The following is a 25,362-nucleotide window of genomic DNA, read 5'->3' as shown; positions in this document are numbered from 1 at the left end:
TCATCAAGCAGGTTCCTTTTTCTGTTACAGCCAGACATACAAATCCAGCCGGGGGCGACAAGGAAAATTCCTTTTAAGTTCCGTTCTGGAACGACCTTTCATCGTGCTGTCACAACCTGCCCAGCCTGTATACGGGACCGGGCGCGGATCAGGCGGGCTCTGGACTGCTGGAGGCTTGAAAGATCATCTCGAACGCGCACCCCCTGGTCGCCGCGGTCCCATCGCCATCTGCAATGGCCAGCTCGACACCATGCAGGCGCAGGATCGCCATGACCAGACTGAGTCCGAGCCCGCTCCCCGGCACGTGACGGCTTTTATCCGAGCGATAGAAACGCCCCAGCACGGCCTCTCGTTCCGCCTCCGGAATACCGATACCGGTATCCGCGACGCGCAGATTGATCACGCCCGGACCAGGCGTCACCGACACGGTGACGTGCCCATCCGACGGGGTGAACTTCATGGCGTTATCGAGAAGATTGGCGAGAACCTCGACGAGCAGATCGCGATCCCCGAAGGTGACGAGCGCATCACTCGCGGGAGCGGCTACGACCAGACTGGTCAGGACGAGACCATTCGTCTCGGCTATCGGCTCATACAGATCGACGATATCGGCCACCAGATCGCCGAGATTCACATAGGCAAATCCCGCACGACGCCGACCGTTTTCGATTTCGCCGATACGCAAGAGCGCCGTGATGACCGAGAAACACTGGTCCAGATCCTGGGTCGCCTGCTCGATGACGGAATTCAGGTAATCCGCGTCATGCGGGCTCGATGTCGCCCTCTCGAGCCGCGCCCTCACTCGTGAAAGCGGTGTCCGCAGGTCATGGGCGATGTCATTGCCCACATCGCGTATCTCATCCATCAGATGCTCGAGGCGGTCCAGCATGCGATTGACCGACCCGGCAAGACGCTCGAGTTCGTCGCGCTCACGCCCGGCAGGCAGACGTTCATGCACATCGCCCTGCATGATGCGGTCTATCGCCTCGTGCATGGTCTTGACGCGCGCCAAGGCGCGGTGGCTGAGCACGACCCCCGTCAATAACGCGAACATCACCACAGGGAAGACCGAAAGCAGTGCGCCAGGGCGTATCATGTAATGCAGTTCGGAGAGCAGATGCAGCGAATGCGCCAGCACCAGAATACGGCCGCCCGGCACCTTTACAGCGAGAAACCGCATTTCATAAGGCGCGTCATCGGTGGGAGAGAGCGTCAGGCGATGGACCTTGCCATCCACGGTCAACCCCTCGGGCCATGCCTTCAGATCGCCTGCGATATGATGGTAATGCCCGTCGAACAGCCCGACCCAGTTGATCACCACGCGTAATTCGTTGCTGGCCCGCTCACGCACCTGATATTCAAGACGTTCGGGTGTCTCCTGCACCAGCACATCAGCCTCGCGATGGAGAATACCGCTGGAGCGTTCGGACTCGAAATGCGTCATCTGCACGAAAAGCAGAACGAATTGCAGCACCATGCCGCCAATGATGGCGGCCACAAAGGCCAGGGTCAGCCGGAACGTGGCTGTGCGGAAAACGCCGAAGCGTGACGTATCAGTGAGAGACACGCAGCATGAACCCCGATCCGCGGATACTGTGGATCAGGGGCGTCTCACCCGTGCCATCGACCTTGCGCCGTAGCTTGCCGATATGAACATCGACCAGATTGGTCTGGGGGATGAAGCGGTAATTCCACACATCCTCCAGGAGCATGGTGCGTGTCAGAACCTGATTGGGGCGGCGCATCAGATATTCGAGCAGCCGGAATTCCCTTGGCAACAACTCGATGTCACGCCCATCGCGCGTCACGGTGCGATCAATCAGATCCATATCCAGCGGACCAACGCGTAATGTCGTGGCGCGGGTGTCATTCGGGCGGCGCAAAAGCGCCTCGATACGCGCGACCAGCTCGTCCATGGCGAAAGGCTTGGTCAGATAGTCATCTCCACCGGCCTTGAGCCCGGTTACACGATCATCCACAGCGGAAAGCGCGGAGAGAACGAGGACAGGGGACTGGACATTCTGAGCGCGCAGCTTCTCGATCACGGAGAGCCCATCGAGCAGTGGCAGCATGCGGTCGAGCACCAGGAGGTCATAGACTTCGCTCGTCGCGGCCTCGAGACCGGCCTGACCCGTCGAAACGTGGGAAACCGAAAACCCGCGCGCCGCGAGCTCCTCAACCACCTCTTTCGCCAGTGTATCGTCATCCTCGACGAACAGGATACGCGCCTTGGAAGGCACCTCGAGCGGGACAGTAGAGGGGCTGTGATCCGGTATCATGATGTCCTCTGTGCCGAAACATGGCCCGTTTCGATAGTAAATTCCGCTTAAAGCTCGTCCAGTGTTTCAAGGTCGTCACCCGGAACCTGCCCGTCAAGACCACGAAGCTTGCGCCCCAGAACGCGGGTACGCCGTCTCGCCTCATCGATGGTATTGCTCATGGCACCTGCGCCACGCGCGAGTTTTTCGAGCACGCCATCCATGCGCAGCATCTCCTGGCGGGTGAGCCCCAGAAGCCGCGCAATTGCATCGGTGCGCTCCTCCAGCGCCAGGGTCACATAACCGAGATGAACGGTGCGCAGCAGGGCGGGGATAAGCGACGGCCCCATGACGATGACCCTATGGATACGCCCCACCTCATCGATCAGCCCCGGTATACGGGCGACCTCCATATAGAGCCCATCGGTCGGCAGATAGAGGACGGCGAACTCCACAGTCAGCGGCGGGTGAATATATTTCTCGGCAATCTTGCGCGCCTCAAGGCGCACGGCATTATCGAGAGCACGGCGCGCAATGCGCTCGGCTGACGGGTCGGTACGGTCCACAGCATCAAGCAGGCGTTCATAGGCTTCGGTCGGGAACTTGCTGTCGATCGCAAGTCGGGGCGGCACGGCGCTACGCACGGGCATACGCAGGGCAAATTCGACCGTCTCACTCCCCTCACCGATCCGGAAATTACTGTCATAGGACCCGGTAGGCAGGATATCGTCGAGGATGGCCCGCAGCTGTGCCTCCCCCCAGCCGCCGCGCGTCTTCACATTACCAAACAGACGCTTCAGATCGCCGATCTGGGCGGTGACCGCAGAGACCTCGCCGATGGCCTTTTGCATGGCCGCAATCTGCTCGACGACGCGCTGGAAAGAGGTCTGCATCTGCTTTTCGACCGTCACGTGCAACTGCTCACTGACCGAGGCCCGGATCTGGGTCAGCTGCTCGGCATTCTCACGCATCATTTCACGGAGCGTTTCGCCCTGAGCCAGTCTGGATTCGGACAGATCCTGCCCCAGACGCTGACTCAGCGTGGCCAGCCTGTCCGCTACGTCGGTGCGCTGCTGTTCGAGACGTGAGACAAGAACGCGCTCGGTTTCCATCAAGGCCGTGCGATGGAAATCGCTCTCGGCCCCGCGCTCGGCGGCATCACGCTCGAGCAGAACATAGATGCGCGAGAGCAGGTCACGATCTGTCCCACGCCGTGAGAGGCGGGACCAGAGAAAAACGGCCACGGCCAGCGCAAGCGCGGCAACGAGCCAAGGAAAAAAACTGAAGAAATCCTGCGACAATTCGGGCTCCGTATTCTGCTCCGAGTATAAGAACAAAATAGGAATGACGAAAGTCGTTTCCCGCGCGGCGCGCCTCTGAACCCATCATCGCGGGCGCGCGACCAGCCTCACGTTGAGATTGTCTTGAGCGCTGCGGCAGCTGCGATCGCCTGGCTCCCAGGGACCAGGCCTCGACGTGCAATTCAACGCAGTTGCCGAGGACCGCCTCCACGTGGCCCCATATCCCAGGACGGGTCCTGGCCCATCATGGGAGGGCGGCTGTCAGATCAGGGCTGGTGGATGTTGCCATAGGAGGCTGCACCAATCCCCGGGCAGGAGCAGGGGTTACCGAGCGGCACCTGTGTGGGCATCTTGCAGGTGTAGATCCCGGCCTTGCAGGTATAGCCATAGCCGACCACCTGCATCCCCGGCGGGGTCGGCCCCGGGGCCGCCGTGCCGGAACAGGCGGCCAGCAGCGACAGAGCCGCGAGCCCTCCCAGGATACGGGCGGAACGGCGGAACGGTGCGGGAGCATTCATCGGATCATTACCTCTTTGTTTGCGGGCCGGCTCCCGAACGACCGCGCTCTGCCTCGGCAGAACACGGCCAGTCATGACACACGGCCTCCTTGAAGCGCAGAACGACCGAGAATAAGGGCGGTTTTCAGGCAGATTTGTCACGATATTGCGTAACAAGCGTCGCACAGAAGGCGGGCAGATCATCCGGATTGCGCGATGTGAGCAGATTGCCATCCACTACGGTTTCGCGATCCACCCATTTTGCCCCGGCATTGAGAAGATCGGTTTGCAGTGAGGGCCAGGAAGTCAGGGTGCGCCCCTTTACCCCACCGGCCTCGATCAGCGTCCACGCGCCGTGGCAAATACTGGCGATCGGCTTATCCTGCGCGACGAAGCCGCGCAGGAATGCAATCGCGGCTTCATCGATCCGGAGCGCGTCCGGGTTGGTGGTCCCACCAGGCAGCAGGATACCGGCAAAATCGAGATCGGCGGCCTCACCGATCGTGGCGTCGACCGCGATTTTCGACGCGGGCGTCACGTCGCCTTCCATGGCCTGAATCTCCCCTTTCGCAGGAGAGACCACCATGGTCCTGAAACCAGCACCCTCGAGGGCCTTGCGGGGCTCGACAAGCTCACATTCCTCGACCCCGTTCGTGGCAAGGATGGCAATGCACTGACTCATGAAACGCACTCCTTATGCCCTGGACCGGGCGGATATGATCGTCATGCCAAGACGCGGCACACGCGTGGCGGTTCGCTCTACCATCCCGCAATCCGGCTGAAGGGTCTACGCGGCTGGAACTGACCTGCCTGGCAGGGCCTGCGCTTACCGCCTTGTGGCAATCGCCCTTCCGGCAGCGACGCCGCTGGACCAGGCCCACTGGAAATTATAGCCACCCAGCCAACCCGTCACGTCAACCGCCTCGCCTATGGCGAAAAGGGCTGGCACGTCGCGGGATTCGAGCGTCTTGGAAGAAAGGGCACGCGTATCGATACCGCCCTTCATCACCTCGGCCTTCGCATAGCCCTCTGTACCCGACAGACGCGGCCGCCACCGTCCGATCTGCTCCGCCAGAGCGATGATCCGCTTGTCGGGAAGATTGGCGAGCGTGCACTCGAGATCGGCCAGGGTGTTACTCGCAATATGCCGGGCGAGACGTTGTGGCAGATCCTGCAGGAGCGAAGTGGGCTCGGCACGCGGACGGGCCTTCTTGATCTCGCCCAGCGCGCTGCGTGCATCGCGCCCTGGCATCATGTCGATGGCGGGGGCATCGAGCGGCCCGTCCTGGTAGGAGGAAATCTGCAGGATGGCGGGGCCGGACAGCCCACGATGGGTGAAGACCATACCGTCCGTAAAACCTGTCTTGCCAATGCTGGCCCGTACCGGCAGCGAGACGCCCGCCAGCTCAGGCAGCGGCGTTTCGAGCGTGAGTGGCACCAGCCCGGGCACGGTCCTGACGATCTCCAGGCCAAATTGCCGCGCAATCCGCAAGGACAAGTCCGAAGCCCCAAGCTTGGGGATGGAGAGCCCTCCCGTGGCGAGCACGAGCGCGCGCGCCTGTACCTCGCCCGCATCGGTCTGGACACGAAAGACGTCGCCTGCCGTCACACCGCGTATGGTGGTGTTGAAGCGCAAGGTGCAGCCCTCGGCCTCATGCAGCAGCATGCTCACGATATCCCGCGCGGACTCCGAGCAGAAAAGCTGGCCTGCCGCCTTTTCCTGCCAGCCAATCCCATGCCGCTCGACCAGTGCGAGGAAGTCACGCGGCGTATAGCCCGCCAGGGCCGAGCGCATAAAATGCCGATTGGCGGAGAGAAAATTCTCGGCCTTCGCATCCAGATTGGTAAAATTGCAGCGGCCACCCCCGGAAATCAGGATCTTGCGTCCCGGTTCGGCAGCGTGATCGAGCACTACGACGGATGCTCCGCCCTTGCGCGCCGTCGCAGCAGCCATAAGCCCCGCCGCTCCCGCGCCGAGAATGGCTGCGTCAAAAACCTCGCTCATAGATATCCGGCCTTATCAGAAATCAAGATCGGCATAATGCGCGGGCGGGTTGAACCCGTTAACCCGGTCATTGAGCAGGGAGCGGAAGCTGGGACGCGATTTCATGCGCGCATACCAGTCCTTTGCTGCAGGGGCCTTGGACCAGTCGATATCGCCAATATAATCGAGGCATGAAAGATGCGCAGCCGCTGCAAAATCCGCCATGGAGAGCATATTGCCCGCCAGCCAGGCACGCGTCTCGGCCAGCCACCCGATATAATCCAGATGAAAACGCATATTGGCATAGCCTGCGCGCAGCGCCGTACCATCGGGATTACCGCGCCCTGCCAGGCGCTTGTCCACCTTTTCACCCAGAAGATTGCGCGAGACTTCATGGCCGAACTTGCCCTCGAACCAAGCCATGAGACGCCTTACTTCCACGCGCTCGGCCAAAGTCCGTCCCATCAGGGGCGTATCGGGATAGGCCTCCTCGAGATACTCGCAGATCACCCACGCATTCGGAATCGATAGCCCGTTCTCCTCAACCAGCAAAGGCACATCGCCCGCAGGGTTGAGCGCGAGGTAATCGGGACGGTTTTCCCAGACTTTTTCCGTCTTGGGCTCATAGGGTAACCGTTTCTCGGCAAGAACGAGCCTGACCTGACGACTTTGCGGCGAGAGCGGCAGATGATACAAAATGCGCATGCTGTATTCTTAAGCGTCTGCCCTGTTGCGAAGCAAGAGAGCTGACCCCTCGCCCAGCCCCTATTTCCGCCCCTGATCCCCCAGAGCATTTCCAGACGATGACAGACCAGACGACCCGCGCCGATATCGACCCCGCGCCCGCCAGAGCGCCCATGCGCATCCGGGCACGCGGGCGCTCCTTTCTGGCGCTCGTTCTCTCTCCCGAGGCACCGTTGACCGAATGGCTCTCGGGTCTCGACAACCAGATTGCCCGCTCGGTCGGTTTCTTCGCCGGTCGTCCCGTGATTCTCGATCTGGGGCTCGTCGCGCAGGATGCCGAAGGACTCGATCAATTGCAGGAAGAACTGGTCGCGCGCGGCATCCACATGATCGGCCTCGAAGGCGCTGACAGAAGCTGGGCGCAGCTTCAGGACTGGGAATGGCCTGCGTCGCTTGAAGGCGGCCGAGCCAGTGGCAGTGTCGAGTTTCCCGAAGCCACGACCGAGACGGGCGAGGCGCCGGAGCCGGTCCTGCCCTCGACCCAGCGTGCCGAGAGCCTGATTGTCGATCGGGCCATACGCTCGGGCCAGAGCATCATGCATCTGGATGGCGATATCGTGGTCCTTGGGTCGGTCGCCTCGGGCGCGGAACTCATCGCGGGTGGGTCCATTCATGTCTATGGCGCCTTGCGCGGACGGGCGATCGCCGGGGTCGGCGGACAGCCCGGTGCGCGTATCTTTGCCAGCCGGATGCAGGCCGAATTGCTCGCCATCGACGGGTTTTACATGATCGCCGAAGAAATCGAGGCGGGATTGCACGACCAGCCCGCCCAGGCCCTGCTCACTGAGGACCGTGTAACGGTGACAAAACTCGCCTGAACGGAACTATTTGCATTCTGGCGATTGCGGCGCGAACCCATTCCTCATTAGTATTAAATTGGCCGCACCATAGGGATTGCGGTGGTTTCCGTTTGAGTTTTGGTGGAGCGCACATGGCTAAGGTGCTGGTAGTCACATCCGGTAAGGGCGGGGTCGGCAAGACGACCACGACAGCAGCACTGGGTGCCGCTCTCGCCCAGTCGGGTCAGAATGTCGTGGTGATCGATTTCGATGTCGGTCTGCGCAATCTTGACCTGGTGATGGGCGCCGAGCGCCGCGTCGTGTTCGACTTCATCAATGTGGTCCAGGGCGATGCCAAGCTCTCCCAGGCCCTGATTCGTGACAAGCGTGTCGAAACGCTCTCGATCCTTCCTGCCTCGCAGACACGCGACAAGGATGCCCTGACCGCCGAAGGCGTGGCTCAGGTCATCGAGGAACTGCGTGACAAGTTCGACTGGATCATTTGCGACAGCCCGGCCGGTATCGAGCGTGGCGCGCAGATGGCGATGTATCACGCCGATATCGCGGTGGTCGTGACCAATCCGGAAGTCAGTTCGGTGCGCGACAGCGACCGCATCATCGGAATGCTCGACAGCACGACCGAAAAGGCCAAGAACGGCGAGAAGGTTGAGAAGCACCTCCTCATGACCCGTTACGACCCGTCGCGTGCCGCCAAGGGTGAGATGCTGAACACGGAAGACGTGCTCGAAATCCTCTCCATCCCGCTCCTGGGCATCGTGCCCGAAAGTGAGGAAGTGCTGCGCGCCTCGAATGTCGGCGCTCCCGTCACGCTCTCGAACCCCGAATCAGCCCCGGCGCGCGCCTATTTCGACGCGGCGCGTCGCCTCCAGGGCGAGAAGCTCGAGATCCAGGTCCCGCTTGAGCGCAAGGGGCTGCTCGACTGGCTGTTCAAGAAGAGGGTCGCATGAGCCTGTTCGGACTTTTCACCAAGCGCAATACAAGCGCTGTCGCCCGCGACCGCCTGCAGATTCTGCTCGCCCATGAACGCTCCGGAAATGGCAACTCGGAGCTGATCAGCCAGTTACATCGCGAGATCCTTGAAGTGATCAAGCGTCATGTAGCGGTCGATCAGGACAAGGTTCAGGTCAAGCTCGATGGTGGCCTCGATGGATGCTCGGTGCTCGAGATCGATATCGAAATGCCGCAGATCGACAAGGAAACACGACGCTCGGCCTGAGCCCAAGGGCCAGCGCATAATCGGAGACAGGATTTGAGCGGTTTTTTCGGTTCGATGATCAATTCCGCCCTCGGTTCCGTGGGGGACAAGCTCAAGGAGAAGCTGGGAGGCAGCATTGGTGAATATCTCACCAGTGAGCAGGGCATCCAGACACTGATGGATCAGGCGCGGCGCGCTGGTCTGGAGGATAAGGTACGCTCCTGGATTGGTTCCGGTGAGAACCTGCCCATTTCCGCAGATGAACTGCGCGCCCTGCTGACGGACGAGCAGGTGCAGATGCTGGTCTCCAAGACGGGCCTGCCCGCAGGCGCCCTCTTGCCTGCCCTGGCTCAATTTCTGCCTTCCGTGATCGATCATCACACGAGCGAGCAAGGCGAGGCGCCACCGGCCGCCTGACCCGCCATAATCAGGATAAGGATAAGGATAAGCCAGGCCATGATCCGGGCTTATCCTGCCGATTTTTCTACCGGTTTGATCCTGTGATTTCAGTGATGTGATTCGACAATTGCTTCGGCTTTTCTGTCACCGGATAGGACTTCACCCCGGTGAGCGAGGCCGTTCCACGCATGACGCGTGACCCGTCAGCGCCCCGGCTACCTGACCTACTCCCTCCGACTCCCAGACGCGCTACCCCGGGCCCTCCGCCAAAATCGCAGTAGGCTTGTCTCGATGACGACCCATGTGCTCCTCACCTTGGTTAGCAGGGATGCGGCAACGAGCGCTGTGAGAACATCGAAATAAGTACTGACCTCGATGGTAGTGAACCATGAGAACATATCGGGAAGGGTCATGCTCGCAACACGCAGCCCGTCATTCCCTCCATACCAGATCAGCAGGCACCCGAGCCCGATCAGCCCCACACCGAGCATCAGATGCCAGCGTCTGAGGCGGTTCAGTGCCTTTGCGGGTAAGTCTACCATCCATCGACGCAGGAGCTGGCCTGTCGGCGTATCCCGGGACACGCTCATGAAAGCCCATAACAACAGAACAGTAAGAGCTACGCTCATAGCGTCTTTTCCGTTCCCTCCCCCAGATCGCGTGGAACTGCCCTGAACTGGATCACGACGCCAGACGATGAGCAGCTCAACTCCGCGCTAGATTGAACCCGATGATTTGCCCACAGACAGGCGGACGGCGTCAACCGTGCATATGCGCGACGGTTTGGGGACTGGCATCGAGCGGCCTAGGTGGCTCGACCGGGAACCGGATCAGCAGATAAGGGGGCTTGCGGCGGTTCTGCCCATCATTGAACGAGGGCAGGCGATTCCACTGCCCCAATGTGCAATAGATCCAGTCGGCAGTCGCACAGATCCCATCGGGTGAGAGAATGCGGGCGTCACGTACGGCCATGGAAATCGCTCCGTCCGGATCGCGGCGCAAAATGCAGTCATGCTCGTAATTCGTGGTGTAAAGCCGTCCATGACGGTCAAAGCAGAGCCCGTCTGCAGTCCCCTTTTCACCCTCATCACGTATTTGGGCACCCAACTCCTCATCAGACAGGGTCTGGTCGGCAAGGGTCGCTGCCGAGATACTGTACAGTCGCCGGCTTGTAAGAGGCGCGTAATAAAGCCGGGACTCATCGGGCAGAAGAGCTATGCCATCGGCCCCGCCTGATACCATCTGGGGATGATGGGGAATGTAACGTCTGGGCTCGCCTTCGACGATCGCCATGAAGCCGGGCACAGCCTGGGTCGAGGGGTGGTGGGCCAGTACACGCTTGGTGCGCCCCGTGGCGATGTCAGCAACGATCAGTGCGGGCTCCGTGCCAAAAGAGGAGTCGGTCACGAAAACAGTTCCCTTGGCCCCGACAGAAAGGGCCACACGCAAATCGTTCATATGGCTGTCGCGCCGCATCACCGGCGCCTCGAGCAAAATCTTGTGCACCACCTTGTCTTGCGCCGGATCGATACACAGGATCTTTGCCGCCCCTTCGGGAATATCATGGCCCGCCAGCTTGCCGTCATCAATCACCCAGAGACGTCCCGCCGTGTCAGAGGTAATCCCATGCACCGACATCAGCCTGTCCTCAGGCGCCTTTTCCGAGGGAAGGCTCAGCGCATCTGAAGGGTAAGGGACGATAGCCCCGTCCTTGACTTCGCCCAGCGTCGCCCCAGGGTGATTATCCGCGTGGCGCGGAAAGCTTACGAACATGCGCCCATTGGGCAGCACCGCCACACCCGATGGGCCCGGACCGTCGAAACGCGCCACAATGTCAAAATCTCCCGATGAACTCGTGCCGTCATCGGCGTTTCCTGCTGCGAGAGCGGGCGTTACCAACCCCATCGCAGGCGCAAGAGAGGCAGCGGAAAGAAAGGATCGACGCTTCATGGCGAGATGACCTCAGTCGGGAATGCATAGGTTTTCAACGAACGCCGGGCTGAGGCGGTAGCTTCCTCTCTAAAATGCTTTTCATGAGCTTGTGGCCTGTCGCCAATTTGTCACACTCTGCAATAGAGGGACATCGACACCCTGATCACTATTGTTATGTTATATCATACAGAATAGGAACGAAGCCGATATATTCCGTTCCCAGCCTGTTGGATTGTCATGATGTCACCCCGCTCCCTGTGGTCGGCCGGCCTGCTCCTGTCCTGCTCCGTCATCGCCCTGACCCTGCCCGCCCGCGCGCATTCTGCCGCTGCGAACGCCCGTGATGCACAGCGCGGCACGCCCCTCGCCCCCAAAGCACACCCCACCGCCCCCAAAAGCCCGGCGGTTCCGCCCCCCAAGGAGGCAGCTGATAGCGGCTCACGCACGTCATTTGACAATCACGGCGCGGTCTCACCAGCGGATAGCGAGGCGAGCCATGAGGAACATATCATCGTCAATGCGCGCCTCGATGAAATCCGCTCATCCCTGCAATCCTCGACCGGTGCCACGACCTATCGCTTCACGCGGCGCGATATCGAGACCAATCCAGGTGGCGATAACGCCCCGCTGAACACCTTGCTGCTTCAGGCCCCTGGTGTAGCGCAGGACAGCTTCGGCCAGATCCATGTGCGCGGCGATCATAACGAGGTGCAGTTCCGCCTGGACGGCGTTCAGTTACCGGAAGGTCTGAGCGTGTTCGGGCAGGCGCTCATGACGCGCTTTGCCCATTCCGCCTCGCTCACCACAGGTGCGCTCCCCAGCGAATACGGTTTTCTGCAAGCTGGTGTGATTGACATCACCACCAAGAACGGCAGTGCCGATCCGGGCGGCGATGCCTCGATCTATGGCGGCGCGCGCGACTATTTCTTCCCATCGCTGCAATATGGCGGGCACGCCGGGAAGTGGGATTTCTTCGCCACAGGCGATTTCGTGCATAACCGCGTTGGCGTCGAAAACCCGACCTCGAGCTTCAACCCCATCCATGATCTGAGCAACCAGTATCACGCGCTCGGGCATCTGCGGTACACGGCCGATGAGAACACCCGTATCAGCCTGACAGGCGGCGTCTCGAACGCGCAGTATCAGCTTCCCAACAACCCAGGCCAGCAACGGCAATTCGCCAATCCCAGCTTCCTGGACTCCTCTTTGTCACAAGAGGTCTATGGCAGCGTGGACAGCGCCAGCCTTAATGAGCGCCAGAAAGAAATCACCGATTTCGGCATTCTTTCGCTGCAGAAGGATATGGGCAAGGTCAGCCTGCAAAGCTCGATCATGACCCGCTATTCGTCGCTCGGCTATTCTCCGGATCCGCTGGGCGACCTCGTCTATAACGGCATCAGTCAGCAGGCCGCGCGATCCGTCTTTTCCACTGGCTCACAGACGGACGTGACATGGCGTGCCAGCCGGCAGCATACGGTGCGTTTCGGCTATCAGGTGTATATCGAACGCAACAGCTCGAAAACGGACTCGGTTGTCTATCAGCAGACCGGCGCCGAGGATGACGGCACGCCCATCTATGACGGTACCACCACCAATGTGCATGACGGCAGCGGGCGCACGGGCTGGATGTATGGGCTCTATGCGCAGGACGAATGGCGTCCCGTGCACAACCTGACCATCAATTACGGAGTGCGCTTCGACGGTGTGGATGAATACACCCACTCCAAGCAGGTCAGCCCGCGTCTGAACATCGTATGGCGTGCCTGGCGGGGGGGCGTGCTTCATGCTGGCTATTCCCGCTATTTCACCCCACCGCCCTTCGAGCTCGTGTCCAACACCTCGCTCAGCAAATTCGTTGGCACCTCGAACGAGCCTCAGACGCTGCAGAACTACACGGTCAAGGCCGAGCGCGACCATTATTTCGACGCGGGTGTGACCCAGTCCCTGCTGCCGGGCTGGCATGCGTCTTTCGACGCCTATGTGAAACTTGCCAAGAACATGATCGATGAGGGGCAGTTCGGCGCACCGATCATTCTCTCGGCGTTCAATTATCGCCGTGGTCAGGTCAATGGCTATGAGCTCTCGACCAATTACGAGCACGGCCCGATTTCGCTCTATGGCAATGCCGCCTGGTCGCGCGCCATCGGAAAGGACATCACCACCGCACAATGGACGATGGACCCGGACGACCTCGCCTACACCGCGCATCGCTGGATTCATCTCGATCATGACCAGCGCTGGACGGCGTCCGCAGGGGGGAGCTATTCCTTCTTCTACCATACCGGCCATCCCACACGGGTTTCAGCCTCGATGGTCTATGGCAGCGGCCTGCGCGCTGACGGGCTCACCCCCAATGGACGTTCCGTGCCCATCTACGCCACGTTCAATCTCTCGCTCGTGCAATCCTTCAAGGATCTGTTCCAGGTGCCGTTCCTCAAGCGCACGGAATTGCGTCTGGATGTGCTCAACCTGTTCGACAAGAGCTATCAGATCCGCGACGGGTCGGGCGTAGGCGTGGGAGCACCACAATACGGCCTGCGCCGCACGATTTTGACAGGGATTTCGCAGCGATTCTAGGACGGCGCTATCGATAGGAAACGCGTCTCCTGCCTAGAGGGGACGCAAAGCAGGGCCTCATAGAAATCTGCCTATGAGGGGGTCTGCAAGTCCGGGACCACAAATCGGATCACGGCTGGCGCGGTCAGCTCAGCGCCCCAAGACGCAACCATGGGTGTCGCTGACTCATCTCGATGTAAATCGCACCATAGCGTGAGGACGTTTCGCTCCTGAGCATGGATTGCCCATGAACACGATAGCGCCCCAGTATCTCCGGGACGAAGCCACCCTCGAACCCATGCTCGACGAATTTGCACCAGAAGTCATAGTCTTCCCAGCCACCCTCGATATGGCTGTAACCCTGCACGCGTTCCCATGCAGCCTTAGACACCAAAGCCATGGCATCGACATAATTGCCCCGCTCGAAGAAATCCGGAGACCACAGATCAGCATAGCCGATCTGACGCTGATCCCCGAAAAATTCGAGCTGGCTGTAGCACGCTTCGTATCCGGATTCGTCCATCGCCTCTGACAGGCGTGAGAGGCATCGTGGATAGATTACGTTATCCGCATCGATGACGAAGACCCGGTCCGCCGTCGTCTGGGAGAAAGCAGTGTTTCGCGCCTGGGCCAATCCCTGATTTGTCCTGTGACGCAGGAGCAGAACCCGCTCGAAACGCGTGACATGCGCCTCGATCCATTCCTGCGCGACGGCGACGGAGTCATCCCGCTCCGAACGATCGTCAACGATGATCAACTCGATTCTATCCCAGTTCTGCGCAGCGACAGAATCGAGACAGGCGGGCAGGAATTCCGCGTAGTTGAAAAGACTGACCGCCACGCAAATCAGCATGCCTTCCCTGTCCTGGTCGCTTCGGCGTTCGATGACGCGCTCGACTTCGGCCAATTTATTCACGGGGCTCTCCGGACGGAACGTGATCGGGGCAGCATCAGATCCTGTTTCCCCATAGCATGCCCATAAGAGGGTCTACGGCAAAGAACGGATCAGGGCGCGCTGTGAGAAGCGCTTGGTTATTCATGCATACGCGCCGTGCTGTCTCCTGGCCATCAGCACTCTTGAGCAACCAGTCGATGAGATCGGGGGTATAGCGTGGCGTCTCCTTAAAATAGTGCTCCCCTGCCCTGAGCAAACCATGGGGGAGCCGCCCCTCTGTAACAAGGACGCTGCCAGTCCAGGCCGCGCGCTCAGCAAGTCCATGCCATTCAGCGCTGCCGAACTCGTCCGCATGGATATCAAGCAGGATCTTCGAGTGGCCCGTCACGTGGGTATAGAGCCGGGAAAGATGGGTTTTCTGCCTACGCGCCCCGAAAGGCGATCCAGAAGGCGATCCAGGTAGACGCCGACAATGGAGGAAACACGCATACTCGGCCAGGCGTGGGGCATAACCGGCCAGTACCCGCTCGCGATAGGGCGTGTGATCGCCACTGAACATCACCGCAACATCCCTATCCGTCCACATGGCGGCGGGATCCGGCTGCTTCTTTACGGCCTTGGGAAGCACCCTGAACAGAGGGTGATCCCGGTCCTCCTGGGTGAGAGGCGATGCATCGTATGAAAGCCCCGACGAGAGCGACAAAGCGGGCACACCGGCATCGGCAAGCATTTCCGTGAGTTGTGGCGTGACATCGATTACTCCGCGCGCAGCCATCAGGAATGGAACGGCGCGAGCGAAGCCGGGCGATTGGAGAGGCTCCGTATTGAGCATGAACGACCCGGTCACAACATCCTGGCGTCGCCAGATCCGCCCTCCCTCCCCATAGAAGAATTCGTGAGGTGCGATGACCAGAGTTACTTCGGGACGCGCGTTCAGATCTGAAGTTTCATCCAGCAACTGGATATCGGCGCCCGCCGTCCTCAGTTTGACCGCCAGATTCTTGGCGAATATCGTGACTGCTTCCTCTCCGGCACTGTGACGATAGAGGCCGAGCGTGTGCCCCCTGCTTCCTGCCGTGAGGGGAGAACGAAAACCGGGCTGCGCTGCTTCGCCTTCCCGAGCCGTAGAATACAGGCCGAGCGCGCGGGCAATCGCTTCATGGGTAAACAGGGCCCGTCCCTCTTGAGCTCCGTAGCAAAATGCATGGGCCGACGGAGAAAGACCGGTGCTGGTGCTGTCTCGATGCATGGCGCCATAAGCGGCTGGGTCAAACGCTGCAAAGCGCTCCAATCGCAGCACGGCCTCGCTCAGAATATGCGGGTCATAATCCGCAATCTGACCCGCCAACGGGGCGGAGATGCAAGGGATTCCCGGTGGCGTGGAGCGTGCCTGACGCAGTTCGCTCAGGCGACGTCTCAATTTGAGCGTCACGATCCACCAAAGCAGCCGGGCCGAGCGTCTGATCAGCTTACGCAAGGTCGGTGGTATGAAAGCAGTAAGGCGGCGGGCCTGCACGAGGACCCGCCAGCCTGCTGATCCGTGCACCCTGTCCAGATCTGACAGCGCACGCGCAAGGGCAGAATCGAGTGACTGGATCCGCGAGGATGAGCTTTGTACCTCTGCCTCGAAGCGTGCCTCGAGCACCGTGTGATCACGTCTGACGTTGAAGAGGTCGCGCTGCAACCGCGCGTGAAGCCGGGAGGGGTCCTCCAGTATGCTGTTGCCGGGCACTTCTGAATTCAGAGTATCGAGGGACGCTCGCCCCGGGACCCATTCCTCTTTCGGAAAACCCGGCTTTGCCGCAGCGGAGGAAGGATCAGGCATGGCTTCTGGTCTGCGTCCCGGGTGTTAGGTGTGAGAATTGGGGCATTCGACGCCTTTGCGCATCAAGCCGATGGCGGCTCGCTCATCTAACTCACTGGTCAAGGCGAGACGAGGCAACGCTTCATTGAAGGCGCTCTGGCGAAGCCGGTCAATATCACCCGGATCCAATCCTCTCGGAAAATCCTGCCGATGTCCCGTCGAAGGTAAGGAGACCGATATCGGAAGGGTCACAAAGTCCCCCCGCCTCGAGAACCTGGCGTGGAGTGCGGGGCCCGCATGATCTAGCCTGTCAGCGGATAATGGCAGGCGACATGGCGCCCATCCCGATACGGCGCCAGGAACGGTCTCTCGGTCGCGCATCGGGATCGCGCCACCGGGCAACGCGTGTGGAAGCGGCATCCCGATGGCGGGGAGAGCGGGCTTGGGACATCGCCTTGCAAGGGCACCCCGAGCGGCTTGCCGGGTTGCGGCACGGCTTCGACCAGCGCGCGCGTATAGGGATGAGATGGGGTCGCCAGCACAGAGAGCGTTTCCCCCTCCTCTACGATCCCACCAAGATACATGACGGCCATGCGATCGGCGATCTGACGGACGACCGCGAGATCGTGCGAAATAAACAGGCAGGCCAGATCGAGGTCGGCCTGCAGATCGCGCAGCAGATTGATGATCTGCGCTTGCACTGACACGTCGAGCGCTGAAACCGGCTCATCGGCGATGATCAACTCTGGTGACAGCGCGATCGCGCGGGCAATGTTCAGCCGCTGGCGTTGACCTCCAGACAGGGCGGCAGGATAACGGTCGTGAAAAGCTGCCGAAAGGCCCACGCGATCCAGCAATGCCTCGAGGCTCTCGCGTGACCACGGACGCCTGTGGATACGGAAGGGCTCTGCCAGGGCTTGGCCAATGGTCCAGCGCGGATTGAAGGCCGAGCCGGAATCCTGGAATACCATCTGCAATCGGCTGCGTATCTGACGTGTGGCACGCGCAGAAAGCGCCGCGAGGTCCTGCCCCCCGAAGACCACCTGCCCCCTGTCCGGGCGATCAAACCCCATCAGGAGACGCCCGAGCGTGGACTTGCCGCAGCCAGACTCCCCCACCAGAGCCAGCGTCTCGCCCCGCGCGAGCGTGAGTGAGACGCCCTCGACAGCGCGCAATTTTCCGCCCCCGCTGACGGAGTAGGCTCTGACCAGATCACGGGCTTCCAGCAAGGGTCTCATGGATACAGCACACAGGCGACCTTGTGATCACCCCGCTCCCTGAACGCCGGCCTCGTCTGGCATCGTGACTCGACCGCGGCGCAGCGCGGAGCGAAGACGCAGCCCGAAGGGCGCGTCTTCGGCGTAGGGGGGACGCCCTCGATGACCGGCAGACGGTCCGGTCTTGGCCCCTCAAGAGGTGGGATCGCGCGCAGCAACGCCTGTGTGTAGGGGTGAAGCGGAGTCGCCAGGAGCTTTTGCACCGGAGCTGTCTCGATCACGACCCCGGCATAGAGCACTGCGACGTGGGTACAGCTTTGCGACACGACGCCCATATCATGGGTGATCAGCATGACGCTGGCATCACGCGCGCCGATCTCACGCAGGAGGGTGAGGATCTGCGCCTGAACGGTCACGTCCAGCGCCGTCGTCGGCTCATCCGCGATCAGCAATTCGGGATCGCAGGAGAGCGCCATGGCGATCATGGCGCGCTGCCTCAACCCACCCGATAACTCATGCGGATAGCGCTCTGCCATGCGTTCCGGAGAGGGGACTCCCATTCGTCCGAGCAGCGCGATGACGCGTGCCCGTGCCGCGCGCCGAGACATCGTCATATGCAGCCGGATCTGCTCCTCGATCTGTGGACCGATACGCCTCACCGGGAGAAAAGCAGTCATGGGGTCCTGGAAGATCATGGCGGCTCGCTTGCCCCGGAACCCACGCCATTCAGCCTCGCCAAACCGGGTCAGATCCTGCCCGTCGAAAATCATCCTGCCAGACAGTTTCCCCGTTGGCTGCAGACCCAGAACGCTGAGACCCGTCAAACTCTTGCCCGAGCCGGATTCTCCGACCACCCCCAGAATCTGACCGCGTTCCAGGGTGAGTGAAACACCGTCGAGCAGTATTCCCGCCCTTGGATGATCAAGGCGCAGATCGTGCAGGGACAAGAGGGTCTTACCGGTCATGCGGACTTCGAACGATACGAGGGTCGAGCACCCGATACAAACCGTCGATCAGGGCATTGGCAATGACTACGAAAAAGGCCGCATAGAGCACGGTGGCCATGATCAGTGGCAGATCGAGCGTACTCAGCCCCTGATAGGTCAGATGGCCTACCCCCGGCAGCGCAAAAACGACCTCGGTCAGTAAGGCCCCGCCCCCGAGCAACTGCGCAAAATCGAGCCCGAAAAGCGATAGCGCACTCAACCCTGACAGGCGAAGCGCGTGGACAAACCATAACCGCCACGGCCCCACGCCCTTTGCGCGGGCCGTGCGCAAGGACTCCTCCTGCATGGCAACCAACAGATCGGTACGCAACACCCGACTGTATAGACCGATAAACGCTACTGAGAGCGTCATGGCGGGCAGAATCAGGCCTTTTGCCCAAGCGATAGGGCTGGTGGCGAAGGGCACGTAGCCCAGGGGCGGCACCCAGCGAAAAAGCCAGGTTTCATGAAACCGGCTCTGGCTCACAAGATTCACCATCTCACCCAGCCAGAAAACCGGCATCGACAGCCCGACCAAAGCCAGCCCGCCAATCAGCCGATCCAGCGCGCTGCCTTGCCAGGCAGCGCCGATCAGCCCGAAAACCAGGGCGCCTGCCAGCCAGAATAGCGCTGCGAATAGCACGAGCGACAGCGTAACGGGAGCAGCATCGAAAACCTCGCTCACCACGTTCTGGCCGTGATTGACGTAGGAGGTCAGGTTTCGCGAAATGAAGAGATGGTCCATCATCGTCAGGTAACGCACGGGCAAAGCGCGATCGAACCCATAGGCATGACGCACGCGCGCCACCACTTCTGGGCTCGCCCCGCGCCCTGCGATGCGGGCGGAGGGGTCTGATCCCGGCGTTGCGAAAAACACTGCAAAAACGAGTACCGAGATACCGAACAGGACGAGCACCATCTGACCGAGACGGGAGAGAAAGCCGCTCATCTCTGTCCCTTAGCCCTGAGCTCCGCCTGCGCCGCATCGCCCAGCGTATTGAGGCATAACACGGTGACGATGATCGCCAGTCCTGGCGCGATGGCAACTACGGGACGACTATAGATCAGTCCTTCGCCATCATGGATCAGACTTCCCCATGAAGCGGCTGGCGCCTGAACGCCGAGGCTGAGAAAGGACAAGGCGGATTCCGCAAGCAGGCAGAGCGCCATGATCAGAGGGGCCAGTACCAGCACGGTTTCCGCCAGAAGAGGGAGGATCTCACGGAGGACGATACGTAGCGATGATGCCCCCAGCCCGCGTGCGGCCAGTACGAAGCCCGCGCTGGACAGGCTTTTGGTCCGTGCGCGGATCGGACGCGCCGCGTAAGGCACGTAGATGAGGGCGATGATGAGAATGGGCAGTAACAGAGAGTCGGCTCTTAGGTGAAACGGACCCAGGGCGAGATCATGGCCGATTGTGACCACGCTCAGACTGATGGCAAAGAGATAGACCGGTACCGCCCAGAGAATATCCAGCAGACGCGAAATCACGAGATCGACCCAGCCGCCGCAATATCCCGCAAGGAGCCCACAGGCCGTTGCAGCGAGGAGCGACAGGCAGGCCGCCGAGAATGCAATCAACAGGGAGCTACGCGCACCATAGAGCAGCCTGGCGGCAATATCGCGTCCCTGTGAATCCGCCCCCAGGGCATAAGCACCCCAGCGCCAGGAGGGGCCTATGGGCGAGAGGCCGAGATGCAGCGGGTTATCGTTAGGCTGCATCACGTCCTGGCTTACCCCATCACGCACGACCACTCCCGCGAGGTTTGATTCCATAGGGTCGACACCGACCGCTCGGGCATAGAGCGGTGCAGCGAGCGCCGCCAGGATCATCAGGCCGAGCGTGCAGCACGCGCCAAGCGCATCGCGACGACGCAGAAGCATCCCCCAGAGGCTCCGCACGCTCACGAGCCATGTGCTTTGCATGCAGAGCCTGCACGGGCGCTCGACAGCGCCTTCACGTTACAGCTGATCGTGTCATCTCCCCGCTCGTCCGAAATCACCTATAACGGCGTGGCAGAGTTGCAGCGTGATTTCAACGCTGGAATGACCGGGGCCCGAGGCAGAGCTGTGCGACAAGGCGCCGCGAGAGCGCCAGATCGGGCGACCCTGTCTGTTTGCAGGCCAGTTCGAACCCCTGAACCGCCTCGCAGGCGCGACTCAATCCCGCGCGATCCCAGCGCTCGATCGCCTTGCTGAAGCTCTCCTGCTTCTTGAAGAAGACCGGAGGCTTGAGCATCTTCATTGCCTCCTGCCTGGATCGCCCCTCATCCATCCAGTCCAGCACGCGCATCAAGCGCGTCATGAGCGACAAACACGCCCGGGCCAGCGCAATGGGCGACAGGCCATCGGCCAGAGCACGTTCCAATGCAATATCGGCGATAGCGCGCTCACCCGCCAGGGCCGCAGATGTCGCGTCATCGAGCGTGGCATTTGCCGAATCCCCGATGCATTCCTGACACTCATCAAGGGTGAGCTTGCCGCTCTCACCCGCATAGAGGACCAGTTTATCGACCTCGCTACGCACAGCCGCACGATCAGCCCCAAGCACCGAAGAGAGCCAGAACAATGCGTCCCGATCTATGGCGATTCCCGCTTCACGAAAAAGCTCGGTCAGCGAGGCAATGAGGGTACGCCCCTCTTCCGGGTAGCACCCGATCGAGGCGATCTTCGGATTGGAATCGAGTGCCGCGCGCAGCTTGGCGCGGGACGCCAGGCCAGGTGCCTCGATCACCAGCAATGTATCGCTATCGATGCCCAGGGCTGCCGTCACCCTTGGCAGCACCCCATCCTGGGCGTCACGCACCCAGACCGCCCGTCGACCGCCGATGAGGGAAAGCGCGCCGACCTCTTCCTCAACACGCCCATGCTGCTCCTGATCCAGCACGGCAACACGGAATGGATCGTCCAGAGACTCTGCCACGAGGCGCACGCAGTGCGCTGCGCGTTCGCGTATCAGACCGAGATCATCGCCATAGAGCAGGACCCCGCGCCACTTGCCGATCTCGGCCAGGGTGCGCGCGGTCGAGCGGGCATCGATCTTCATACGGCGTTATTCATCCGTGCTGTTGAGGTCGGTACGACCCGTTGCGGCAGCGGGGAATCCGTCCGGTCCGGCCTTCTGGTAGGGCTGGCCATTACGCGTCGGCATGGCGTTGGGATCGAAATACGATGGCACATCATCGGCATTGTTGCGCGAAGGCTTGATCTGGGAGCGGAACCAGACTGCGATCTGCTGACGTATGATCCCCGCCAACCCCTCAGCCAGACGCGCATGGATGGTCTCGTCATTGAGCGTGGAGGCAAGATATTGCTCGAAGGTTGCATTCGCGCCATCGAGAAGCGTGGCATCGCCCTCTGCCAGGAATTTCGGGGAGGCCTCGACCGTGTAGAGCCTCCAATGCGCATTGCCGATTTCACGAATGCGCCCCGAGGTATTGTCGCTATGGATGTCGATTGCCGAGGCATTGATGCCGAAGCTGACATTGAGCGTATATCCATCAGGGGCCTTGGTGCTGCCCGCACCCAACTGCTCCTGTAGCGCCAGGCGCAATTGCTGCCCCGTCCGCTCGGACATGTTTGCCACATAGATACGCTGCATCTCGCGATTGACGCGCGCGCCCTCCTCGCTCCTGCTTCCGTAGAGCGGTTGAAACCCGCAACCGCTCAGGGTCAGGCAGACGAGCAGGACGAGACGACGCATGGATTCAGCCTGCCACAACGAAATTGACGATACGGTTGGGCACATGGATGCGCTTGACGATACGCTTGCCCTCGAGCATGCGCGCGACGTTCGGCTCTGCTTCGGCCAAGGGCAACACCATGTCTGAGGGCGCGTCGGGAGGAACCTCGATCGTGCCGCGCAGCTTGCCCATGATCTGCACACCCAGCGTCACGCTGTCTCGCGTCAGGAATTCTTCCAGTGCCTCCGGCCAGGCGCGTTCGACAACCATCGCGCCCTCTGGATCGAGCATTGCCACCATCTCTTCCGCCAGATGCGGCATCATGGGCGCCACGAGCAGGGAAAGGGCGAGGGCGGCTTCGCGTCGTGCCGCGCCAATTCCTGCCTCGCTCGATTTCTCGGCCTCCGAAAGGGCCGCACTCAGTTCGTGAAGACGCGCCACGGCCACGTTGGGCGTGAAGCCCTCCAGAGCCTCGGTCACGGCGCGAATGGTGCGATGCGTAGCCTGACGCAGGCTACGCCCGCCCTCGGCAAAGGCAACATCCGACGGCACCTGTGCGGCAACGGACTGAACCAGACGGTAGAGACGCTGGCCGAAACGGGCTGAGGCAGCCACACCCGCTTCCGTCCATTCCATGTCACGTTCCGGCGGGCTGTCGGAAAGGACGAACCAGCGCGCCGTATCTGCCCCGAAACGCTCGATGATCGCGGTGGGGGAAACCGTGTTGCGCTTCGATTTGGACATTTTCTCCAGACGGCCCTGCTGAACCGGCTGGCCATTATCGCGGCGCACATAGCCCTCGCCCGAACGCATGACGTCTTCCGGCGCAAGCCAGCCGTTCTCGTCGCGGTAGCTTTCATGGGTGATCATGCCCTGGGTGAAGAGCCCGGCAAAAGGCTCGTCCACATTCAGGTGACCGGTTTCATGCATGGCCCGGGTGAAGAACCGCGCGTAGAGCAGATGCAGGATCGCGTGTTCGATACCGCCGATATACTGGTCGACAGGCAGCCAGCTATTGGCCGCAATCGGATCGGTAGGGGTGGCGGCATGAGGCGCGGTAAAGCGCGCGAAATACCAGGAGCTATCGACAAACGTATCGAAAGTATCGGTTTCGCGACGTGCCTTGGCGCCGCATTGCGGGCAATCCACATGCTTCCAGCTCGGGTGATGATCGAGCGGGTTGCCGGGACGATCAAATGTCACGTCCTCGGGCAGCTTGAGCGGAAGCTGGTCATCCGGCACCGGAACGGCACCGCAACTATCACAGTGAATGACCGGGATCGGGCAGCCCCAGTAACGCTGACGGGAGATACCCCAGTCACGCAGGCGCCAGTTCACGACGCTCCGGCCGATCCCCATACCCTCGAGGCGCTCGATCGCCTTGCGCTTGCCTTCTACGATATCCAGCCCATCAAGGAAGCCGGAATTGATGAGCGTGCCGTCGCCCGTGACGGCGGTCTTGCCAATCGTGAATTCCGCCCGCTGCGCGCCGGTCGGCAGAATGACCGGACGCACCGGCAGAGCGTATTTGTGCGCGAAATCCAGGTCACGCTGGTCACCGCAGGGGCAGCCGAAAACGGCGCCCGTACCGTATTCCATCAGCACGAAATTCGCGATCCAGACCGGCACGGTTTCGTCGGGGGCAAAGGGATTGCTGACACGCAATCCCGTATCGATCCCGCGCTTTTCAGCGGCCTCGATCGCTTCCTCGGACGTGCCGAGACGCTGGCATTCCTCGATGAAACGGCGTACCGCCTCGTTCCCCTGCCCGACCTTGGCAGCAAGGGGGTGATCGGCCGCAATCGCCACGAAGCTCATACCGAACAGCGTATCGGGACGCGTTGTGAAGACCTCGACCGAATCCAGATCGACATCGAATCCTTCCGGCGGCGCATGAAGAGCAAAACGCACCCGTGCGCCCTCGGAACGACCGATCCAGCGCTCCTGCATCACGCGTACGCGCGCCGGCCAGCGATCAAGCTTGTCCAGCCCCCCGAGCAGGGGCGCCGCAAAATCGGTGATCTTGAGGAACCACTGGGACAGGCGCTTCTTTTCGATCAGCGCGCCGGAGCGCCAGCCACGGCCATCGACCACCTGCTCATTCGCCAGAACGGTGTTGTCCACCGGATCCCAGTTGACCGAGGATTCGCGTCGCTCGACGAGACCCTTGCGCCACATATCGAGGAACAGCTTCTGCTGATGGCCGTAATATTCCGGCAGACAGGTCGCGATTTCGCGCTCCCAATCGAGCGAGAAGCCCAGACGCTGCAAGGTGCCGCGCATGGCAGCGATGTTGTCGAGTGTCCACTGCCCCGGATGCACCCCGCGCTCACGCGCCGCGTTTTCAGCAGGGAGACCAAACGCATCCCAGCCCATGGGATGCAGAACCGAGAAACCGCGCGCGCGCTTGTACCGCGCCACAACATCACCAAGCGCATAATTGCGCACATGGCCCATATGGAGCTGACCCGACGGATACGGAAACATCTCGAGCACGTAATATTTCGGCTTTTCGGCGGCAGGATGGTCGTCTGCGGCAAAAGCGCGCACAGCGTCCCATTTTGCCTGCCATTCGGGCTCAGCCTTGGCGAAATCGTAGCCGAGTGTTTCTTGTTCCGTCATGATCTTCTGTCGTCTGTTCGCGTCACGTGGTCTTCAGTGCGGGAAAATCAGTCCCGATTGCCGTTATCGGCACGAAGCTGGCGTGCGCGGGCTAGGATGCGCGTCGTGATATCCGAGGTCGTGTTATTGGCAACCGGGGTATCCACCCATTCACCCCCCTGCTTTTCCTGACGGAATACCGAAACGCGCAGCGCGTCCGAACGCAGGCGACGATCAAGGATGTAGGCCGCGATCTTGAAACGCTCATTCGTGCTGGCGGGTGGCTGATACCAGTCAGTCAGAATCACACCACCGCTTGCATCGGCCGAGGCAAAAGGCATGAAGCTGAGCGTATCGATCGCACCGCGCCACAGATAGGCGTTGACCCCGCCCTGAAGCTGGTCGTCGCCACCGGTGGCGCCGCGATCAACGCCGAGCAGATGGTTGCGGGGCTGGGTCAGGCTGTCTGGATCGCGCCCACCGCCACAAGCGCTCAGCGCCATCAGCGCG

At 61.1% G+C, this 25,362-nt stretch carries 23 protein-coding genes and 1 pseudogene; 5 read left to right on the top strand and 19 right to left on the bottom strand.

The genetic code is table 11. The features are described from left to right. Window positions 1–148 precede the first annotated feature (148 nt). The 7 genes from WFJ47_RS03370 to WFJ47_RS03340 form a co-directional block, all read right to left on the bottom strand. Window positions 149–1,567 (bottom strand): HAMP domain-containing sensor histidine kinase, encoded by a 1,419-nt coding sequence (locus tag WFJ47_RS03370; RefSeq protein ID WP_336760867.1) that lies wholly within the window; start codon window positions 1,565–1,567, stop codon window positions 149–151. Beyond that, a complete protein-coding gene (locus WFJ47_RS03365) occupies window positions 1,554–2,279 on the bottom strand; it encodes a response regulator transcription factor (RefSeq protein ID WP_336760866.1) in 726 nt (241 codons plus the stop codon). Before WFJ47_RS03365 ends, WFJ47_RS03370 begins: the two co-directional genes overlap by 14 nt. Before the next feature lie 47 nt (window positions 2,280–2,326). After that, entirely contained in the window at window positions 2,327–3,559 is a 1,233-nt protein-coding gene (locus tag WFJ47_RS03360) for a DNA recombination protein RmuC (RefSeq protein ID WP_408868608.1), read from the bottom strand. A 266-nt stretch (window positions 3,560–3,825) separates the two neighbouring features. Beyond that, the gene (locus tag WFJ47_RS03355) at window positions 3,826–4,152 is read right to left on the bottom strand and encodes a hypothetical protein (RefSeq protein WP_233581927.1); all 327 of its coding nucleotides are present in this window, start codon (window positions 4,150–4,152) and stop codon (window positions 3,826–3,828) included. A 49-nt stretch (window positions 4,153–4,201) separates the two neighbouring features. Beyond that, window positions 4,202–4,738, bottom strand: a complete 537-nt coding sequence (locus WFJ47_RS03350; RefSeq protein ID WP_336760864.1) for a type 1 glutamine amidotransferase domain-containing protein — start codon at window positions 4,736–4,738, stop codon at window positions 4,202–4,204. 144 nt (window positions 4,739–4,882) lie between these two features. Then, window positions 4,883–6,061, bottom strand: a complete 1,179-nt coding sequence (locus tag WFJ47_RS03345; protein ID WP_336760862.1) for an aminoacetone oxidase family FAD-binding enzyme — start codon at window positions 6,059–6,061, stop codon at window positions 4,883–4,885. 15 nt (window positions 6,062–6,076) lie between these two features. After that, on the bottom strand, window positions 6,077–6,745 hold the full coding sequence (locus tag WFJ47_RS03340) for a glutathione S-transferase family protein (RefSeq protein WP_127100472.1): 669 nt from the start codon (window positions 6,743–6,745) through the stop codon (window positions 6,077–6,079). Between the two features lie 98 nt (window positions 6,746–6,843). Between WFJ47_RS03340 and minC the strand changes: the two genes are divergently transcribed. From minC to WFJ47_RS03320, 4 genes and pseudogenes are all read left to right on the top strand, one after another. After that, the gene (gene minC / locus WFJ47_RS03335; protein WP_233581928.1) at window positions 6,844–7,602 is read left to right on the top strand and encodes a septum site-determining protein MinC; all 759 of its coding nucleotides are present in this window, start codon (window positions 6,844–6,846) and stop codon (window positions 7,600–7,602) included. Between the two features lie 113 nt (window positions 7,603–7,715). Then, the gene (gene minD, locus WFJ47_RS03330; RefSeq protein ID WP_127100474.1) at window positions 7,716–8,531 is read left to right on the top strand and encodes a septum site-determining protein MinD; all 816 of its coding nucleotides are present in this window, start codon (window positions 7,716–7,718) and stop codon (window positions 8,529–8,531) included. Next, window positions 8,528–8,800: a cell division topological specificity factor MinE gene (gene minE / locus WFJ47_RS03325; protein WP_127100476.1), complete on the top strand. Its 273-nt coding sequence runs from the start codon at window positions 8,528–8,530 to the stop codon at window positions 8,798–8,800. Before minD ends, minE begins: the two co-directional genes overlap by 4 nt. A gap of 27 nt (window positions 8,801–8,827) precedes the next feature. Continuing rightward, window positions 8,828–9,196: pseudogene (locus WFJ47_RS03320) on the top strand (YidB family protein); the annotation flags it as partial. 206 nt (window positions 9,197–9,402) lie between these two features. Here WFJ47_RS03320 and WFJ47_RS03315 read toward each other — a convergent pair. Together WFJ47_RS03315 and WFJ47_RS03310 are read right to left on the bottom strand one after the other, a co-directional pair. Next, window positions 9,403–9,807 (bottom strand): hypothetical protein, encoded by a 405-nt coding sequence (locus WFJ47_RS03315; protein WP_336760861.1) that lies wholly within the window; start codon window positions 9,805–9,807, stop codon window positions 9,403–9,405. Between the two features lie 130 nt (window positions 9,808–9,937). Next, window positions 9,938–11,128, bottom strand: coding sequence for an SMP-30/gluconolactonase/LRE family protein (locus WFJ47_RS03310; protein ID WP_127100480.1), 1,191 nt, complete (start codon window positions 11,126–11,128; stop codon window positions 9,938–9,940). A gap of 219 nt (window positions 11,129–11,347) precedes the next feature. Between WFJ47_RS03310 and WFJ47_RS03305 the strand changes: the two genes are divergently transcribed. Next, a complete protein-coding gene (locus WFJ47_RS03305; protein WP_336760859.1) occupies window positions 11,348–13,687 on the top strand; it encodes a TonB-dependent receptor domain-containing protein in 2,340 nt (779 codons plus the stop codon). Window positions 13,688–13,811: 124 nt separating this feature from the next. On the opposite strand, the gene WFJ47_RS03300 is transcribed toward WFJ47_RS03305, so the two are convergent. From WFJ47_RS03300 to WFJ47_RS03255, 10 genes are all read right to left on the bottom strand, one after another. After that, the gene (locus WFJ47_RS03300) at window positions 13,812–14,582 is read right to left on the bottom strand and encodes a glycosyltransferase family 2 protein (protein WP_336760856.1); all 771 of its coding nucleotides are present in this window, start codon (window positions 14,580–14,582) and stop codon (window positions 13,812–13,814) included. A gap of 34 nt (window positions 14,583–14,616) precedes the next feature. Further along, a complete protein-coding gene (locus tag WFJ47_RS03295) occupies window positions 14,617–16,386 on the bottom strand; it encodes a hypothetical protein (RefSeq protein ID WP_336760855.1) in 1,770 nt (589 codons plus the stop codon). A gap of 281 nt (window positions 16,387–16,667) precedes the next feature. Further along, complete coding sequence (locus tag WFJ47_RS03290; protein ID WP_127100488.1) at window positions 16,668–17,603, bottom strand: ABC transporter ATP-binding protein; 936 nt, start codon at window positions 17,601–17,603, stop codon at window positions 16,668–16,670. Further along, entirely contained in the window at window positions 17,600–18,547 is a 948-nt protein-coding gene (locus WFJ47_RS03285) for an ABC transporter ATP-binding protein (protein ID WP_127100490.1), read from the bottom strand. Before WFJ47_RS03285 ends, WFJ47_RS03290 begins: the two co-directional genes overlap by 4 nt. Further along, window positions 18,537–19,517 (bottom strand): ABC transporter permease, encoded by a 981-nt coding sequence (locus WFJ47_RS03280; protein WP_336760851.1) that lies wholly within the window; start codon window positions 19,515–19,517, stop codon window positions 18,537–18,539. Before WFJ47_RS03280 ends, WFJ47_RS03285 begins: the two co-directional genes overlap by 11 nt. Continuing rightward, complete coding sequence (locus WFJ47_RS03275; protein WP_408868607.1) at window positions 19,514–20,494, bottom strand: ABC transporter permease; 981 nt, start codon at window positions 20,492–20,494, stop codon at window positions 19,514–19,516. The genes WFJ47_RS03280 and WFJ47_RS03275 overlap by 4 nt, the downstream gene beginning before the upstream one ends. Window positions 20,495–20,603: 109 nt before the next feature. After that, window positions 20,604–21,614, bottom strand: a complete 1,011-nt coding sequence (holA, locus tag WFJ47_RS03270) for a DNA polymerase III subunit delta (RefSeq protein ID WP_336760850.1) — start codon at window positions 21,612–21,614, stop codon at window positions 20,604–20,606. Window positions 21,615–21,620: 6 nt separating this feature from the next. After that, window positions 21,621–22,271, bottom strand: coding sequence for a hypothetical protein (locus WFJ47_RS03265; protein ID WP_336760849.1), 651 nt, complete (start codon window positions 22,269–22,271; stop codon window positions 21,621–21,623). 4 nt (window positions 22,272–22,275) lie between these two features. Beyond that, window positions 22,276–24,873, bottom strand: coding sequence for a leucine--tRNA ligase (leuS, locus tag WFJ47_RS03260; protein ID WP_336760848.1), 2,598 nt, complete (start codon window positions 24,871–24,873; stop codon window positions 22,276–22,278). A gap of 47 nt (window positions 24,874–24,920) precedes the next feature. Continuing rightward, window positions 24,921–25,355 (bottom strand): DUF3576 domain-containing protein, encoded by a 435-nt coding sequence (locus WFJ47_RS03255; protein WP_233581948.1) that lies wholly within the window; start codon window positions 25,353–25,355, stop codon window positions 24,921–24,923. Window positions 25,356–25,362 lie beyond the last annotated feature (7 nt).

The organism is Asaia sp. VD9 (assembly GCF_037150015.1).
Lineage (GTDB): Bacteria > Pseudomonadota > Alphaproteobacteria > Acetobacterales > Acetobacteraceae > Asaia.
The sequence above is the reverse complement of the archived record's forward strand: the minus strand, read 5'-3'. Positions and strand labels throughout refer to the sequence as shown.

Bases quoted from the DNA above. Each gene is read 5' to 3' on its own strand.
- WFJ47_RS03350 (WP_336760864.1), bottom strand. From the start codon at position 4,738: ATGAGTCAGTGCATTGCCATCCTTGCCACGAACGGGGTCGAGGAATGT.
- leuS (WP_336760848.1), bottom strand. From the start codon at position 24,873: ATGACGGAACAAGAAACACTCGGCTACGATTTCGCCAAGGCTGAGCCC.
- WFJ47_RS03290 (WP_127100488.1), bottom strand. From the start codon at position 17,603: ATGAGACCCTTGCTGGAAGCCCGTGATCTGGTCAGAGCCTACTCCGTC.
- WFJ47_RS03315 (WP_336760861.1), bottom strand. From the start codon at position 9,807: ATGAGCGTAGCTCTTACTGTTCTGTTGTTATGGGCTTTCATGAGCGTG.
- WFJ47_RS03305 (WP_336760859.1), top strand. From the start codon at position 11,348: ATGATGTCACCCCGCTCCCTGTGGTCGGCCGGCCTGCTCCTGTCCTGC.
- WFJ47_RS03255 (WP_233581948.1), bottom strand. From the start codon at position 25,355: ATGGCGCTGAGCGCTTGTGGCGGTGGGCGCGATCCAGACAGCCTGACC.
- WFJ47_RS03280 (WP_336760851.1), bottom strand. From the start codon at position 19,517: ATGAGCGGCTTTCTCTCCCGTCTCGGTCAGATGGTGCTCGTCCTGTTC.
- WFJ47_RS03355 (WP_233581927.1), bottom strand. From the start codon at position 4,152: ATGACTGGCCGTGTTCTGCCGAGGCAGAGCGCGGTCGTTCGGGAGCCG.
- minE (WP_127100476.1), top strand. From the start codon at position 8,528: ATGAGCCTGTTCGGACTTTTCACCAAGCGCAATACAAGCGCTGTCGCC.
- WFJ47_RS03295 (WP_336760855.1), bottom strand. From the start codon at position 16,386: ATGCCTGATCCTTCCTCCGCTGCGGCAAAGCCGGGTTTTCCGAAAGAG.
- WFJ47_RS03340 (WP_127100472.1), bottom strand. From the start codon at position 6,745: ATGCGCATTTTGTATCATCTGCCGCTCTCGCCGCAAAGTCGTCAGGTC.
- WFJ47_RS03275 (WP_408868607.1), bottom strand. From the start codon at position 20,494: ATGCAAAGCACATGGCTCGTGAGCGTGCGGAGCCTCTGGGGGATGCTT.
- WFJ47_RS03310 (WP_127100480.1), bottom strand. From the start codon at position 11,128: ATGAAGCGTCGATCCTTTCTTTCCGCTGCCTCTCTTGCGCCTGCGATG.
- WFJ47_RS03285 (WP_127100490.1), bottom strand. From the start codon at position 18,547: ATGACCGGTAAGACCCTCTTGTCCCTGCACGATCTGCGCCTTGATCAT.
- minC (WP_233581928.1), top strand. From the start codon at position 6,844: ATGACAGACCAGACGACCCGCGCCGATATCGACCCCGCGCCCGCCAGA.
- holA (WP_336760850.1), bottom strand. From the start codon at position 21,614: ATGAAGATCGATGCCCGCTCGACCGCGCGCACCCTGGCCGAGATCGGC.
- WFJ47_RS03345 (WP_336760862.1), bottom strand. From the start codon at position 6,061: ATGAGCGAGGTTTTTGACGCAGCCATTCTCGGCGCGGGAGCGGCGGGG.
- WFJ47_RS03265 (WP_336760849.1), bottom strand. From the start codon at position 22,271: ATGCGTCGTCTCGTCCTGCTCGTCTGCCTGACCCTGAGCGGTTGCGGG.
- WFJ47_RS03365 (WP_336760866.1), bottom strand. From the start codon at position 2,279: ATGATACCGGATCACAGCCCCTCTACTGTCCCGCTCGAGGTGCCTTCC.
- minD (WP_127100474.1), top strand. From the start codon at position 7,716: ATGGCTAAGGTGCTGGTAGTCACATCCGGTAAGGGCGGGGTCGGCAAG.